The following is a 16,105-nucleotide window of genomic DNA, read 5'->3' as shown; positions in this document are numbered from 1 at the left end:
TTGTAGCATTGCTGTAATTTATTGGTTAGTTTTGTGTTAAACCTTGATGCACTGTCTTTTTTTACCAGCAATGATTAGCATGGCCTCATTTCCCTTACCCCAAAACAGTACCTCTTCACTTATATATTTATTCCCTGATGCACTTTTTTCGTGATTAAGTACATGCACTTTATTGTTAAAGATAAGTTCGGCTTCAGAATTATTAATGATATTGAGTTTTACGCTCTCATCATCGCATTGGTAAGCAGTACTGGTTTGTAAATCACTACATGCGGTTAAGCTTAGTAAAATAGCGATTAATGCTAAATATACTTTCATTTTTCCTCCCATCTTCTTTAAAAGTTAGTTAAAACACAGGGCAAAATTTTAATCTAATGTAAGAATAACAAAGCAAAATTAACCGTTGGTGAAAGTAGCGCTTTACGTTATGTTTATAGCAATATTTTTTGAGCTCGGAAGCTTTATGGCAGGCACTAACCTTTTAACGTTATTAGACGATATAACCACTTTACTTGATGACATTGCGACAATGAGTAAGGTAGCAACAAAAAAAACAGCGGGTGTATTAGGCGATGACTTAGCGCTCAATGCACAGCAGGTTACAGGTGTTGCAGCAGAGCGTGAATTACCGGTTGTTTGGGCTGTGGCAAAGGGCTCATTTTTAAATAAAGCGATACTCGTACCCGCTGCTTTATTAATAAGCGTATGGCTGCCTTGGTTAATAACACCGCTTTTAATGATGGGTGGTTTGTTTTTGTGTTTTGAGGGAGCTGAAAAAGTATTTGCTAAGTTTTTGCCTCATCACAATGAAGTGGTAGATGAAGATGAAAAATTAGATTTAGTTGAGTATGAAAAACAAAAAATAAAAGGGGCAATAAGAACCGACTTTATTCTTTCTGCCGAAATTATTGTTATTACTTTAGGCACTGTGGCAGGCGCTACATTACTTAACCAAGCTTTAGTGCTTTGTGTTATCGCAATTATAATGACGATTGGCGTTTATGGCTTAGTGGCCGGTATTGTAAAGCTGGATGATGCCGGGCTTTATTTACTCAACCAATCTAAAGTGTCAGCTAATAAATTTAAAGAGTTACTTGGTAAAGGCTTACTCGCAGCAGCGCCTAGGTTGATGCAGTTTTTAGCATTTGCGGGCACCATTGCAATGTTTTTAGTAGGCGGCGGGATTTTAGTGCATGGTGTTGAGTTACTGCATCATACTCAAGTGGATGTAACAAGCTATGCTCAGTCTGTTGCTGGCGGCACAGGAGAAGTATTAGCGCCTCTCTTGTTTGATGGTTTGCTAGGTGTTATTGCCGGCTTAGTTGTTGTGCTTATACATGTAAGTTATACAAAGTTATTTAAAAAATAGTTTATAGCTGGCGTACTTGTTGCGCCAGCTATATTTAAATTCACTCATTCACAGTTAGCTATTTTACAAAGCGATTCTAATTCAAATTGTGCTTTAGTATTTTTTTGCTCAATGGCCTTTTTATACCAATAAATAGCCTGTTGATAATTTTGAGCTATTCCCTGACCATCACGATACATTTGCGCTAAATTTAATTGCCCCCATTGAGAACCCGCTTCAGCAGCTTGCTTAAAGCTATTAAATGCTTCAATAAACAAACCATCTTTAAAATAAATAATGCCTTGTTGATTGTTTTTATCGAGTTTTAAACCTTTATATAGTGGCTTAGGTTTGGGAGGAAACATCACAAACCCGCCATAAAGGCTGTTGGCATAAGGTCGCAGCACGTCATAAATAGCTTCGTCTTTATACAAACGCTTTACTTCATCACGAGGGAGGGTGATTGTTTTAGTGGAGAAGTAATTGTCTTGAATTAGTTGGCTGGTACGCATTGCCAAGGTAATACTATTATTACGTTTATAGCTGTAGTTGCTTATCTGAAAGGTAATAAACTGCGTATCAAAACTTAAAACTTGAGCAATTCTTAAATTGGTTAGGGTCCAGGGTTCGTGTGTAAATTTGTCGGCGTGTACTAAGTAGGTGTCATATATTTTAGGTGTATTCAAATAGCTTTGCTTTTGAGTCTCGGTATCAAGGTGTTGTTGATAAAAAAACGAAACAATCCAAAGCAATAAAAATACGCCAATAAAGTATTTAGGTAGGCTTAGTTTTTCTATTAACGGTAGTTGCGGTATTTTAACAGGTTCGCTTTTTCCGCATTGATAGCACTCGCGTTTATAGCTTAATTTTAAGGCAAGCATAGGTAAAATGCTAAATCGTAAATAGCGGCTTTTATTTACTAAATGGTAGGCGTCGCTTTGGCAGTGAGGGCAGCGTGTTATTTGTGCAAAATGTGGAAATGATTCACTCGTGTTGAAAAGTAACATAAAGCACGCTCCTTGTTTAATTACCTAAAGGTAAAACAAGAAGCGTGTTAGTTAAAGCTGCAAACTGTAAGTAAGTATGTCTGTTATTACTTATTTTGAGCTTTAGGCTTGATAGTGGTTTTTGCATCGGCAGCCATTAGAGCAAATACAGCGTATGCAGCGGTATTTTGACGAAGCTTAGCAGGTGTTACTTTATCAAGCGTATCGTCAGCTGTATGGTGGTAATCAAAGTAATCTGTTCCATCTTGAGCAAGTTCAAAAATAGGCGCTGACGTTGCTGCTTTAAGTGGAATTAGATCGGGGCCACCATTCGCTTGGTTTTTACCAATGTGCTCAATATTTAACGGCGCAAGTTCTTTTGCTATAGCGCGAACTACAGGAAGTGACTCTGCGCTTACGTTCGATTCAAAAGCATATACAACATCGGCGCCAAAATCAGACTCAGCGGCTGCAACAATATTGCTTAGCTCGTTTTTATGCTCTGCAAAATAAGCTTTTGCACCCCAAAGACCTAGCTCTTCAGCTGCAAAAAGTACCACACGAATACTGCGCTTAGGGCGTTTTACATCGCTAATATGTTTAGCGGCTGCCATTGTTAGTGCAACGCCTGCGCCGTCATCTAATGCGCCAGTCCCTAAGTCCCAAGAATCTAAATGCCCCCCAATTAATACATATTGCTCAGGGTTTTCGGTACCATTAAATTGGCCAATAACGTTATAACCAGTGCCTTCACCAAGGCTTTCGGTTTGCACATTAATATTTACCGACACTTCTTTATTTAAAGCAACTAAGCGTGCTATTTGATCTGCATCTGGGTTAGCAATTGTTACGTTAGGTATTTTTGTAATACCTTCTTTGTAGTAACTACCGCCAGTGTGTGCAAAGCGATGATGACCGGTACTAACCGAGCGCATCATGTAGGCAACAGCGCCTTTTTTAGATGCTTCTATAGCGCCTGTACCGCGTGCTTTTACAGCAGGTCCGTAACCATTCCCGTCTATGTCGCGGTTCATACGGTAATTAATATACGCAATTTTACCTTTTAAACTGTTTGCCGGTGCGGCTTTTAATTCATCAAGTGTTTCGAATAATACAACCGGCGCTGTAATCCCATCTTTTGGCGTGCTTATACTGTTACCTAATGCAGTTAAGTGCAGTGGTTGCTCGCTTGGTGTGAGTATTTTTCCGCTTTCGCTATAACGGCGCCACTCAGGAAATGTGGCTTTTTCTAACCATACTTTATCAAAACCAAGCTCATTAAATTTAGCTTTAGCCCATGCAACCGCTTTTTTATCGTTTTCGGTACCAGGTAGGCGAGGGCCAACCTCAGTTGTTAATGATTCTAGTAATTTATAACTTAAATCACTATTAAGAGCTGAGGTGCGCACTTCGTCTACTTGTTGTAATTGCTTTTGGGTAAATTCGGCGCTGTTAGCGTTTGCAGCCATACTGCTAGTAAGCAGCAGTGCGGTAATTAATTTTTTCATTTTGGTAGGCCTTTTTAATAATTAGCGCTATTAGAGCATGTAACAAACATGATAAAAAATAGATGAGATGAATAGGCTTTGTAATAGGTTTAATGCTGTTAGGTATAAACGTTTAGATATAAAAAAAGCCCGCGTAAATGTACGCGGGCTATATTTTAACACTGTTATTTAAGGCATTTATTTAAAAGCTAAATTGCGCTGCTAAACGAAGATTTGTACCCTCGCCAACAGTTACATTACTAGTGCCGCCACCACCTAAATAGCTTTTATCAAATAAGTTTTCGATGTTAAGGCGTAAGTTAATATCGGTATTGCTTAAGTTAAACTTATAAGTGGCGCCAACATCAACACGTGTATATGCATCTTTAGTAATTGTATTGGCGCTATCGGCAAAGCGCTCACCTTCGTAAAAAGCACCAGCATTAAGTGCAATGGCGTCGTTTAATTCATAACGCGTCCAAAGTGATGCCGACCATTTTGGTGCATCGGTAGGGCGTTTACCTTCCAATACTTCATCGCGTTCAAAGTTAGCATCTAGATACATAGTTGATGCCATAACAAATAAGCGGTCAGTAGCGGCACCTTGTGCGCTTACTTCAACACCTTTGTGGCGTTGTTCACCCACTTGGTTTGTTTCACTTGTGAATGAGCCAATAGGCGTCTCAAGTTGTTCGCTAACAAGAGTACCTTCTTTGCTAATATCAAAAATAGCACTGGTAAGCATTAGGCGGTCATCAAATAACTGCCATTTAATACCAATCTCTCTTTGCTTAGATGTAACAGCATCTAATTTCATGCCGTTATTTACATCTGTTTCATCAATCAGTGTTTCACTACCTTGAGGCTCAAAACCTTCTGAGTAACTAGCGTATATAGTTGCAGAAGCATTTGGGTGATAAAGCACACCTACTTTTGGTACAAATGACTCGTTATCATTTCCTGTGCTATTTTGTTTGTCGTAACGACCACCCAATGATAGTTGCCACTCAGGCGAGAACGAAATTAAGTCTTGAACGTAAATTCCGTAGTAGTCGTATTCAGTTTCGCTTACTGTATCATCTGTTTTATAGCTTACTGATGGACGAGATGGTTCTGCTTGTCCTGCAGAAAAATCAAAATAGTCGGCAGAGGTACGGCGCTGTCCGTAGTAATAATCAAGCGAGTTTGCGCCAATTAAAAATTGGTGCTGTAAGCTACCTGTTTTAAATTCACCAATAAAATCAATAAATGCAGTTTTAAATTGCCAATCGTCAAAGCGATCATAAGGGCGAGATTCATAACTATCGCCTTCAGCAAAGCCACCTGGCATACGCGGTGCTGACTCAAAGCGTTGGCGTTCAAATGTTTGTTCGTTATAGCCAAGCTTTACTTGCCAGTTATCGGTTAAAAATACTTCTAGGTCTACACCTAGGTTTTCTACGGTTATATCGGTAAACGCCCAAGACATATCACGGATTGTTTTATCATCACCAATTACATTGGCATTGTCGTCTATCCATGCACCAGTATCTAAACCTGCTTCGTCGTCTGTGCGGTCGTAATGCACACGTACTAATGCGTTGTCGCTAATATCGTAATCTACAACTAAAGCACCTAAAAAACGGTCACGCTCGCGGTTTTCACCGTTTTGGTATTCACGCCAGTAATCAACATCTTGTTTAACTAAAATACCACGAGCACGTAAATCTTCAGATTCAGTCAAGGCACCAGCAGCATCAACCATAAAGCGCGTTGAGCCATGTTGGTCTACATCGGCACTGGCATTAAATAATGTTTGTGCTGTAGGCTTTTTAGTAACCATGTTCACCAAGCCACCCGGACCTGATTGACCATATAAGATGCTCGATGGGCCTTTAATTACTTCAACTTGCTGCAAAATTTCGATTGGTTGTTGGTAGTGCGACCAATGCTGATGACCGTCGCGTAAATAACCTGTCGATGAGCTCAGCTCAAAGCCGCGTAAGTTAAATACCTCACGATTTCGTTGTTGTGAGCCTGCAGTTAAGCTTGCGTCATTTGTTAGTACTTCGCCAAGGGTAGTGGCAAGTTGCTCACTAATAATAGTGTCGGTTATTACGGTTACAGATTGTGCGGTTTCAAGTAATGAAGCTGATGTTCTCATTGCGCCATTAGCGTTATCTACTTTGTAATCGTTAAAGTAGCTACCTTTTACTTCTATACGCTCAAGGTCAGTAGTGTTTGCGTATGTGTTTGTTGTAATGCTTGCTAATAGTGCTATGTAAAGAGAATTCAGTTTCATTGTTTGCTTCCAGCAGTGATATGTAAAAAACAATCGCGATCTTAATGCAAACTACTATCATTTTCAACACCTTTTGTTAACGTGCTTTATTATGTGTTTGTTAATGGTTGCTAATTACGAATTCTGCTATTATTAGCAGCATATTTAGTGGGGCTTTCCCCCACGTTATTTTTATTGCTATGGAACTTACTGTGACTTCAACTGCTTTTTCATCTTTGGCTTTACCAGCTGGACTCGTTGATAATTTATCAACACTTGGTTATGCGCATATGACACCTGTACAAGCGCAAAGTTTACCGCCTGTACTTGCTGGTAAAGACATCATTGCTCAGGCAAAAACCGGTTCAGGTAAAACTGCTGCGTTTAGCTTGGGTGTGTTAGCTAAATTAAACGTAAAACGCTTTCGTATTCAATCTTTAGTGTTGTGTCCTACTCGTGAGCTTGCCGAGCAGGTTGCGGTTGAAATGCGTAAATTAGCGCGCGGTATCCATAACATTAAAATATTAACGTTATGTGGCGGTGTATCAATTGGTCCACAAATAGGCTCGCTTGAACATGGCGCGCATATTATTGTTGGCACACCTGGACGTGTTGATGACCATATTCGTAAAGGTACTTTACGTTTAGATGATGTTGAAACATTGGTACTTGATGAAGCCGATCAAATGCTTGATATGGGTTTTCAAGATACACTTGATGCAATTATTGAGCGTATCCCACAAAATCGTCAAACATTGTTATTTAGTGCAACATTCCCAAGAGCTATTGAAGCAATTGCTAAGCGTGTACTTAAAAATCCAGAAATGGTTAAAGTAGAAGAAGAGCAAGCCAAAAGCACAATTAAGCAGTACTTCTACAAAATGGATAATAATAAGCAGCGCTACCCAACGCTAAAATTATTATTACTTAAATTTACACCACAAAGCTGTGTTGTGTTTTGTAATACTAAAGTAGAAACACAACAAGTGTGTGACGATTTAGCTGATGAAGGCTTTAGTGCTGTTTCGCTACACGGTGATTTAGAACAGCGCGATCGTGAACGTACGTTAATTCACTTTTCAAATAAAAGTGCTTCAATACTTGTTGCAACCGATGTTGCTGCACGTGGTTTAGATATTGACGATATGGATATGGTGATTAACTACCATTTAGCACATGACACGCAAACACATGTGCATCGTGTTGGTCGTACAGGTCGCGCTGGTAAAAAGGGCATTGCATGTTCTATTTACGGTGAAGCAGAAGCGTTTAAAATTGCTCAAATAGGCGAACATTACGAACGCGATATTACTCCAGAGCAAATGCCACCATTTAATTTATTAGACAAGCCGCCATACCGCCCTGAAATGGTTACTTTGATGATTGATTCAGGTAAAAAACAAAAAGTACGTGCAGGTGATATTTTAGGTGCTTTAACGGGTAAAGATGGGGTTGCAGGTCGTCAGGTGGGTAAAATTAACGTACTTGATAACGTAGCGTTTGTTGCTGTTGAGCGTAACTCATTAAAACCTGCGCTTCGTAAATTAACCGAAGGCAATATTAAAGGGCGTAAAATACGCGCACGCCGCCTTACTCGTTAATTTAAACTTCTAAATTAATAGATTAACGAGCAGCTACCTTTAGCTGCTCGTATTGTATTTTTATTTTTTTAAACTCAACTTCACAGCCATTTGGTTTATCTGGGTGCACTTGTAATGCAAGTTGTCTCCAGCGCTTTTGAACATTTTTAAGAGTGAAATTTTCAGGCAACTTCCATTCTAAAGCCAACGCTTTAAATTCATTTTCATTTAAAGCCTGTTGTGGTGATGTCGTTTTAAACTGACGCCAAAAGCTATTTAAAAGCTCATCAATCTGCTCTTCACTGGTATCGTAATTATGCCAATCTAAATAATAATCTCGCAAATTTTCGCTTGTTGTTACTAAACTATTATCTCCTTTTTCTAAAAGCTCGATATGCAGAGCTGAAATGAGTAAACTCTGAGGGCGTAATTGTGCCTGCAGTTGGTACAGTGCATTCATGATTAAAAAGTTACGTTTAAATAAATCACGTTCAGGACTTTTATCGAGAGTGGTCATAGCGCTGCGGTTTGTCAGTTCTGCTGCTAAAGTATGAACTTGCCAAACCTGCTTTGTTAGTATTAGCTCAAAAATCTCATCAATCAGTGGGTTAAGCATTGTTTAGGCCCTAGTAGTTGGTGTATCTTCAATAAAGATTACACTGATATAAGTAACGGTTTGAAGGATTAAAATTATGCTGGGCAAGTTAAAATGCCTCTTATTTACTATATGCTGTGTACTAATAGCTCCTAGCTATGCCCAAAATAATGATTCGTTATTTGAGCAATTCAAAAACGAAGTGCAGTGGGAACCTAAATTACAATTAGCAAACATGCTACTTGCTAATAAAAATGCCTCCAAAAAGGAGCGTGTCGCTGTTTATTCGGCATTGGGTAATACTGCGTTATCGGTTGATAATTTTAAAGACTCATTACATTACTTTAAATTACTCGAACAACATACTTCGGATACTTTCTTCCCTGATGAGCACTTTCGTGCAATTAAAATGCAAGGTGTTGTACTTTTTTATCAAGGCTTATTTCAAAAAGCGATTATTGAATATACCCGTACCCTAGCATTAGCAGAAAAGAATAAGCAATTACTAGAGCAGGCAAACTTATTAAATAATATTGGTTTGGCCTATTTTAATATGAATAAGCTAGGCGATACCCTAGAGTTTTATTTAAAAGCAAAAGCTATCTACGAGGCGTACGGCAGTGAGCAAGATAAAACCGATATATTACTTAATATAGCAGGCGTTTATATACGCTTATCACGCTACGATAGTGCGTTTGGTCTTTATCAAGATGTACTTAAGGTTTATCAACGATTAGATGATAAAAGCGGTATTGCGCAGGTATATAACAATATGGGTGTTGCCCATATGGAGAGTAATCAATTTGACTTAGCACTGCATTATTATCAGCTAGCGCTGCGCTATTATATTTCAGCTAATGATTACAATAAGTTATCTACACAATATACAAATTTAGCTAACACTAATTTAGTATTAAAAAAAGTGGATGAAGCGTACGAGCAAGCTAAATTAGGTGAGTACTATGCCCTTAAAATAGATAATCATAATTTAGAGCTTAATGCGCTACATGCGCTGGCTAAAATTCAGTTTGTTAAGGGTAACTTAGAAGAGGCGCAAATAAATTTAGATAGAGCAATTTTACTTGCTCATGAATATGGTAGTGAGCGAATAATTAGAGAGAGCTTGGGGGCCAAAGCACTTCTTGAAGCCAGTAAAGGCGATTATTCAAGCGCAATGGCTTTGCAACAAAAATATATTAGTGAGTTGCGAAAGCTCAGAAGTACGGCAATTATAAATGCACTAGCGGTACTTCAGCATCAATTTAAAGCAACGCAATTAAACCAAGAGATAGAAAAACTTAAACAAGATCGCCGTGTGCAAGAGCTAAAAATGTCGCAGCGTTCTCAGCTTACTTTATTCTCTTTTTTACTATTACTTTTAGTTGTCGTAACTGGTATTGCGCTTTATCGCCGTGGTGCAGAAAAACGCGCTAAGCAGCAGTTAACAGAACAAGTTACGCAACGTACTGCAGAATTGCAGGCAATTGCACAAGAGCTGAGAGAAGCCAACGATGTTAAAAGCCAGTTTTTGGCTAATATTAGTCACGAAATTCGTACTCCACTAACGGCTATTTTAGGGCAAACAGATGCTTTGATTAATGAATTATATGAGCCTGAGTCACTTAAAGATGAATTAAGAGTAATTCAGCGTCACAGTGACCATTTAAAAAGCTTAATAAATGATGTACTCGATTTAAGTAAAATTGAAGCCAATAGATTAGAGTTAAATATTTCGTGCTTTGATATTGTAGAGCTGGTAAATGATGTGCACGCAATGTTTATCACCCAAGCAAAAGCAAAAAATCTACATCTTATTTTAGACAATCAAGTGGATAATGAGTTTTACACTAAGCTGGATTTAATACGCGTAAAGCAGATTCTTATAAACTTATGTGCAAATGCTATTAAGTTTACTCACTCTGGGCAGATCATTATTGCATTAAATAAGAGTGAGCAAGGACTAGTTATTATTGTAAAAGATACCGGTATTGGTATGAGCTCTAAACAGTTAAAGCTTATTTTTGAATGCTTTAGCCAAGCTGATAACAGCATTAGCCGTCGCTTTGGTGGTACAGGGTTAGGCCTTAGCTTATCGCAACAATTAGCTGCGATGATGGGTGGTTATATCAGCGTACAAAGCGAATACAAAAAGGGCAGTCAGTTTTCGTTCTTTTTACCGTGCGCAGAAGTAAATAAATCGCAAAGCATGATTGAAACTCAAAGTGCTCCTAAGGCAAATAAGCAATTGGCAGGTCGTGTCGTACTTGCGGAAGATCATCCTGATAATCGTAGGTTAATAAGTCGTTATTTACGCTCAATGGGACTCGAGGTTATTGCTGTTGAAAATGGTGAGCAAGCGGTAGAGCAGTGCTTAAAAGAATATCCAGATTTGGTATTGCTCGATATTCAAATGCCAGTGATGGATGGGCGTTCTGCTTTTCAGCTATTAAAACAATGTGGTTTTGAGCGACCTATTTTTGCTTTAACAGCAAATGCTATGAGTCATGAAGTGGATGGTTATTTAGAGTTAGGGTTTACTGGTTACTTAGGTAAACCGATAGACAAAGAGTCATTTTATAAAGCGCTTTCTAGTCACCTACATAATGCAGAAGATCAGCCAATTACAAAGCAAAATGAAGTTGATATGAGCGATCTTGTGATTAGTTTCAAGCAGAGCTTTGCTTTGGAGAGTGAAACGATTGCGCAGCATTTTATAAGCGAAGATTTAGATGCGCTACAAAAAGATAGCCATCGCATTTTAGGGGCTGCACAAATGTTTGGTTTGGATGAAATTGCGCAATCGGCTAAAAATTTAGACAGAACACTTCTACGCAGAAGCAAAAAAAGCAGTGCAAATGACTTTAAAGCGCTCGTTGATACGCTGCAGGGTGTACTTAAAAAGTATAATGAAAGTTAAACTGTATTTAATCCAGACACAAAAAAAGCGCCTAAGGCGCTTTTTTATTCAATTAAAACGCTTTTATTGGCGTCTCATCGAATCAAAAAATTCATCATTGGTTTTGCTCATCGATAGTTTATCGATTAAGAATTCCATTGCATCAATTTCTGACATGTCATGAACAATTTTACGTAAAATCCAAAGCTTTTGAAGTTCATCTGGTTTTGTTAGTAATTCTTCACGACGAGTACCTGAGCGGTTAAAGTCGATAGCTGGGAATACACGTCTTTCCGCAATTTTACGGTTAAGGTGAAGTTCCATGTTACCAGTACCTTTAAACTCTTCGTAGATAACTTCATCCATTTTAGAGCCAGTATCGATAAGAGCTGTAGCTATGATTGTTAAGCTACCACCTTCCTCAACGTTACGTGCAGCACCAAAGAAGCGCTTAGGTTTATGTAATGCGTTAGCGTCAACACCACCAGTAAGTACTTTACCTGATGAAGGAATAACGGTGTTATAAGCACGTGCTAAACGAGTGATTGAATCCAATAAGATAACAACATCTTTTTTATGTTCAACTAGGCGTTTTGCTTTTTCGATAACCATTTCGGCAACTTGTACGTGACGAGAAGCTGGTTCATCAAACGTTGATGCAATAACTTCACCTTTAACTAGGCGTTGCATCTCTGTTACTTCTTCCGGACGTTCATCAATAAGTAAAACCATTAATGTTACATCAGGATGATTGTGCGTAATTGATTGTGCAATATTTTGAAGTAGCATTGTTTTACCCGCTTTTGGCGGAGCTACTAACAAACCACGTTGGCCGCGGCCAATAGGAGATGCTAAATCAAGTACACGGGCTGTAATATCTTCTTTACTGCCGTTACCACGTTCCATGCGAAAACGTTCGTTTGCATGTAATGGAGTAAGGTTTTCAAAAAGAATTTTAGTTCGAGAGTTTTCAGGTTTATCAAAGTTAACTTCATTTACTTTAAGTAAAGCAAAGTAACGTTCACCGTCTTTAGGTGGACGAATAAGACCTGAAATTGAATCGCCAGTACGCATGCTGAAACGGCGAATTTGGCTAGGTGAAACATAAATGTCATCTGGGCCAGCTAAGTAAGAGGCTTCTGATGATCTTAAGAAGCCGAAACCATCTTGTAAAATCTCTAATACACCGCCGCCGAAGATATTCTCTCCGCCTTTGGCATGGGATTTAAGAATGGCAAAAATGATATCTTGCTTTCTTAAGCGGGCTACGTTTTCGAGCCCCATGGACTCAGCTAAGTCTACAAGCTCTTTAATGGACTTGTCTTTTAATTCGCGTAAATGCATATTGGTGGGTTCTTTATTACAGTTGTCATACTCAAAATCGCTTTGATCGTTGAGTGAGGTTTGTTGAATATAACTAAGGATTAGTTGGCTTTATAAACTAGCAGTTCACTGGCAAAGCGTCCAGTCTTTATACAAAATAAATTTAAAAAAGGGCAAAAAGCCCTTTTTATTGTTCTAGCTTACAGTTAGATGTTGTTTTCTAAAAACTCAATAAGTTGAGTTTTTGAAAGAGCACCTACTTTCGTTGCAGCTACTTGACCATCTTTAAAAAGAAGTAAAGTAGGGATACCACGAATACCAAATTTTGGCGGTGTGCCAGCATTTTGGTCAATGTTTAATTTAGCAACAGTCACACGGCTGTCGTATTCATCAGCAACTTCGTGAAGAATAGGGGCGATCATTTTACAAGGTCCACACCATTCAGCCCAGAAATCTACTAGTACTGGTTTGTCAGATTGTAATACGTCAGCTTCAAAGCTATCGTCAGTAATTTGGATTATTTTCTCGCTCATTGCGCTCTCCGATTTAGTTAGGCGAAATATTTAGTGCGTATTTAAACACTCTTGTTTCTTATTGCAAGTTTAAACGTTATGCTTAAACGCTATGACTAAGACACATTTAACCGATAAAAAGTTTTCAGACTTTGCTATCGCACCGGAAGTGGTTGCCGGTTTAACCGAGAATGGGTTTGAATATTGCACACCTATTCAAGCAAAATGCCTACCTTTTATTTGTGATGGACGCGATATCGCGGGCCAAGCTCAAACAGGTACAGGCAAAACGTTGGCGTTTTTAACTGCCACGTGCCATCGGTTATTACAATCTAGCAAAGCACCTAGTAAACATCCAAGAGCCCTGATCATGGCCCCTACTCGGGAGCTTGCGATTCAGATACACAAAGATGCTAAAATTTTAGCGCCGCACTGTAATCTTAACTTAGGTTTAGTATATGGTGGCGAAGATTACGAAAAACAACGTGCACAACTAGAAAAAGGCGTTGATATTTTAATTGGTACTACAGGTCGTCTAATTGATCTGTATAAGCAAGGCTGTTACACCCTTAATGAAATTGAGGTAGTCGTGCTTGACGAAGCTGATCGTATGTTCGATTTAGGTTTTATCAAAGATATTCGCTATATGTTCGATCGTATGCCAGATACATCAAAGCGTTTAAACTTATTATTTTCTGCCACATTATCGTATCGCGTACAAGAATTAGCTTTTGAGCACATGACAAACCCAGAACATGTTCAAATTGAACCTGACGTTAAAACGGGTAAACGTATTCAAGAAGAGCTATTTCATCCTTCGCAAGAAGATAAAATTAAGCTGTTGTTAACCTTAATTGAAGAAGAATGGCCAGAGAAAGCAATCGTGTTTGCAAATACCAAGCACAGTTGTGAAACAGTATATGCTTGGCTTAAGTCAGACGGTCATCGTGTAGGTATGCTTACTGGTGATGTTAACCAGAAAAAACGCCAAACTATATTAGCGCAGTTTAGCAAAGGCGACTTAGACTTTTTAGTTGCGACTGATGTTGCAGCGCGTGGTCTTCATATTCCAGAAGTAAGTCATGTATTTAACTTTGATTTACCTGACGATTGTGAAGATTATGTTCACCGTATTGGCCGTACTGGCCGCGCTGGTGCATCAGGCCACGCAATTAGTTTTGCATGTGAGCAATATGCATATAACCTGCATGAAATTGAAGAATATATAGAGCACAGCATTCCTTTATCACATTATGATAAAACAGCATTGCTAGATGATTTAACTCAGCCTATTATTCAAAGAAAGCGCAACTATTCAACAGGTCCACGTAACCGTAGTAATAACAGCGGACGTCGCCCAAATAATAGTTACCAAAAAGGACGGTCGTAAACGACCGTTTGTATAAGTAGTAGTAACTAGAGGTTTTTGAACGGTGGGGCAACTTAAACCGCAAAAAAATGTGTACGCAGTTATTGATTTGGGCTCAAATAGCTTTCATATGCTTATAGCCAAATCAATTGCTGGCGGTCTACAAACAATTGGACGTGTTAAACGCAAAGTCCGATTAGCCGCAGGGCTTGATAAAGATAACGTATTGAGCACTGAAGCAATGCAGCGAGGCTGGGAATGCCTTGCCCTTTTTGCTGAGCGTCTACAAGATATCCCAGATAAAAACATCACCATAGTAGCAACAGCCACCTTACGGCTAGCCACTAACGCCGAAGTATTCAAAAATCATGCAGAAAAGATTCTTGGCCATAACATTAATGTTATTAGCGGAGAATTAGAAGCGCGTACAATTTATAAAGGTGTTGCTCATACTTCATCTTGTACTGGCAAACAGCTTGTTATTGATATTGGTGGTGCAAGTACCGAAGTTGTAATTGGTAAAGCATTTGATGCCTTACATTACAAAAGCCTCAATATGGGGTGTGTTACCTATCTTGAACGCTATTTCAAAGACTGCCAATTAAGTAAGAGTAACTTTAACGCAGCCATAAAAGCAGCTCGTACAGTCATTGATGAAATTTCTCCAGAATATAAAACAGCGGGATGGCAAATTGCATCTGGTGCTTCTGGCACAGTGCAAGCAATTCAAGAAATTATGGTCGCTCAAAACCTTGACGATTTACTTACGCTTGAAAAGCTCAACACTATAAAAGAGCAAGCAATTGCATTTAGCACTATTGCAGCGCTAGACCTTCCTGGATTAAGTGAAGACCGTCGACTGGTATTTGTATCAGGGCTCGCAATCTTAATCGCACTATTTGAATCTCTTGAAATAGAAAAAATGGGATTGGCGGGTGGAGCACTGCGTGAAGGCGTTTTATATAGCATGGTTCCGGAGTTTCATAATAACGACATTCGTAAACGCACAGTTGATGGGTTTATGAGTCGTTATCACGTTGATCAAAAACAAGCGTGTCGGGTTTCAAGCTTAGCTATGCAGTTAGCGGTAAGTATTGATAAAGATTGGCCAATTGAACGTTTAAATGGGTTACCACTATTAAAAGCGGTAGCGCAGCTTCATGAGATTGGATTACTAATAGAATATAAGCAGTACCATAAACACACCGCTTATATTTTGGAAAATACCGATATGCCTGGTTTTTCACAGTCAGAGCATAAATTAATAGTAGCGGTAGCAGATGCGCATCGTTCTGATTTTCCAAAAGGCTGTTTTAATTCACTCGGCGTAAATAGTCTATTGGCGCAATATATAGTGAGATTACTACGGATAGCAGTCATCTTATCAATGCGCAGACAAGATGATGTACTGCCTATGTTTGAGTTAACTGCTAAAAATGAAGTGTTAGACCTTAAGTTTGAAAGTAACTGGTTAAAAGATCATCCATTAATGGCCAGCGAGCTACAACAAGAGTCTAAACAGCAAGGTAAACTTGGGTGGAAGCTCATAGTAAACTAATTAAAAAGGCCCATCAGGGCCTTTTTAGTGTTTAAAGTAACCATTTCGATGCAAATATGTGCGAACAGCACATTATTTCAAGTTTTCTTCAAAAAAGGGTTGATCTGTTTTCGGATCTCCCTATAATGCGACCCCACTGAGACGGGAAACGCCAACGCATAGCGAGGCACGAACAACTCAGGGTGTTAAAT

The 16,105-nt window shown here is 38.9% G+C and carries 12 protein-coding genes; 5 read left to right on the top strand and 7 right to left on the bottom strand.

The genetic code is table 11. The features are described 5' to 3' along the window. Positions 1–36: 36 nt before the first annotated feature. Positions 37–318: an MliC family protein gene (locus I6F42_RS11740; protein ID WP_007580576.1), complete on the bottom strand. Its 282-nt coding sequence runs from the start codon at positions 316–318 to the stop codon at positions 37–39. Between the two features lie 145 nt (positions 319–463). On the opposite strand from I6F42_RS11740, the gene I6F42_RS11735 reads away from it, so the two are divergent. After that, positions 464–1,369 carry a DUF808 domain-containing protein gene (locus I6F42_RS11735; protein WP_024592606.1) on the top strand — a complete coding sequence of 302 codons (906 nt, stop codon included), beginning with the start codon at positions 464–466 and terminating at the stop codon, positions 1,367–1,369. 44 nt (positions 1,370–1,413) lie between these two features. Here the strand turns inward: I6F42_RS11735 and I6F42_RS11730 are convergent, their stop codons facing one another. The 3 genes from I6F42_RS11730 to I6F42_RS11720 all read right to left on the bottom strand — a co-directional run bounded on the left by I6F42_RS11730 (position 1,414) and on the right by I6F42_RS11720 (position 6,102). Then, the gene (locus tag I6F42_RS11730; RefSeq protein WP_010555425.1) at positions 1,414–2,355 is read right to left on the bottom strand and encodes a tetratricopeptide repeat protein; all 942 of its coding nucleotides are present in this window, start codon (positions 2,353–2,355) and stop codon (positions 1,414–1,416) included. Positions 2,356–2,441: 86 nt separating this feature from the next. Beyond that, complete coding sequence (locus I6F42_RS11725; RefSeq protein WP_197152248.1) at positions 2,442–3,842, bottom strand: M20/M25/M40 family metallo-hydrolase; 1,401 nt, start codon at positions 3,840–3,842, stop codon at positions 2,442–2,444. Between the two features lie 181 nt (positions 3,843–4,023). Beyond that, positions 4,024–6,102, bottom strand: a complete 2,079-nt coding sequence (locus I6F42_RS11720; protein WP_007580580.1) for a TonB-dependent siderophore receptor — start codon at positions 6,100–6,102, stop codon at positions 4,024–4,026. 191 nt (positions 6,103–6,293) lie between these two features. Here I6F42_RS11720 and dbpA point away from each other — a divergent pair, with 191 nt between their 5' ends. Further along, entirely contained in the window at positions 6,294–7,682 is a 1,389-nt protein-coding gene (dbpA, locus tag I6F42_RS11715; RefSeq protein WP_007580581.1) for an ATP-dependent RNA helicase DbpA, read from the top strand. A 22-nt stretch (positions 7,683–7,704) separates the two neighbouring features. Here dbpA and I6F42_RS11710 read toward each other — a convergent pair whose 3' ends face one another. Continuing rightward, positions 7,705–8,277, bottom strand: coding sequence for a DNA-J related domain-containing protein (locus I6F42_RS11710; RefSeq protein ID WP_007580582.1), 573 nt, complete (start codon positions 8,275–8,277; stop codon positions 7,705–7,707). 76 nt (positions 8,278–8,353) lie between these two features. Between I6F42_RS11710 and I6F42_RS11705 the strand changes: the two genes are divergently transcribed. Continuing rightward, complete coding sequence (locus I6F42_RS11705) at positions 8,354–11,173, top strand: ATP-binding protein (RefSeq protein ID WP_197152246.1); 2,820 nt, start codon at positions 8,354–8,356, stop codon at positions 11,171–11,173. Between the two features lie 63 nt (positions 11,174–11,236). Here I6F42_RS11705 and rho read toward each other — a convergent pair whose 3' ends face one another. Together rho and trxA are read right to left on the bottom strand one after the other, a co-directional pair. Then, complete coding sequence (rho, locus tag I6F42_RS11700; RefSeq protein WP_002960945.1) at positions 11,237–12,496, bottom strand: transcription termination factor Rho; 1,260 nt, start codon at positions 12,494–12,496, stop codon at positions 11,237–11,239. 185 nt (positions 12,497–12,681) lie between these two features. After that, entirely contained in the window at positions 12,682–13,008 is a 327-nt protein-coding gene (trxA, locus tag I6F42_RS11695) for a thioredoxin TrxA (protein WP_002960942.1), read from the bottom strand. A 91-nt stretch (positions 13,009–13,099) separates the two neighbouring features. Here trxA and rhlB point away from each other — a divergent pair, with 91 nt between their 5' ends. After that, positions 13,100–14,377, top strand: a complete 1,278-nt coding sequence (gene rhlB / locus I6F42_RS11690) for an ATP-dependent RNA helicase RhlB (RefSeq protein WP_002960940.1) — start codon at positions 13,100–13,102, stop codon at positions 14,375–14,377. A 43-nt stretch (positions 14,378–14,420) separates the two neighbouring features. Next, complete coding sequence (gppA, locus tag I6F42_RS11685; protein ID WP_007580584.1) at positions 14,421–15,914, top strand: guanosine-5'-triphosphate,3'-diphosphate diphosphatase; 1,494 nt, start codon at positions 14,421–14,423, stop codon at positions 15,912–15,914. Positions 15,915–16,105 lie beyond the last annotated feature (191 nt).

The organism is Pseudoalteromonas sp. SWYJZ12 (assembly GCF_015864395.1).
In the GTDB taxonomy this organism is placed as follows: Bacteria; Pseudomonadota; Gammaproteobacteria; order Enterobacterales; family Alteromonadaceae; genus Pseudoalteromonas; species Pseudoalteromonas arctica.
This window is presented reverse-complemented; position numbering and strand designations above follow the sequence as displayed.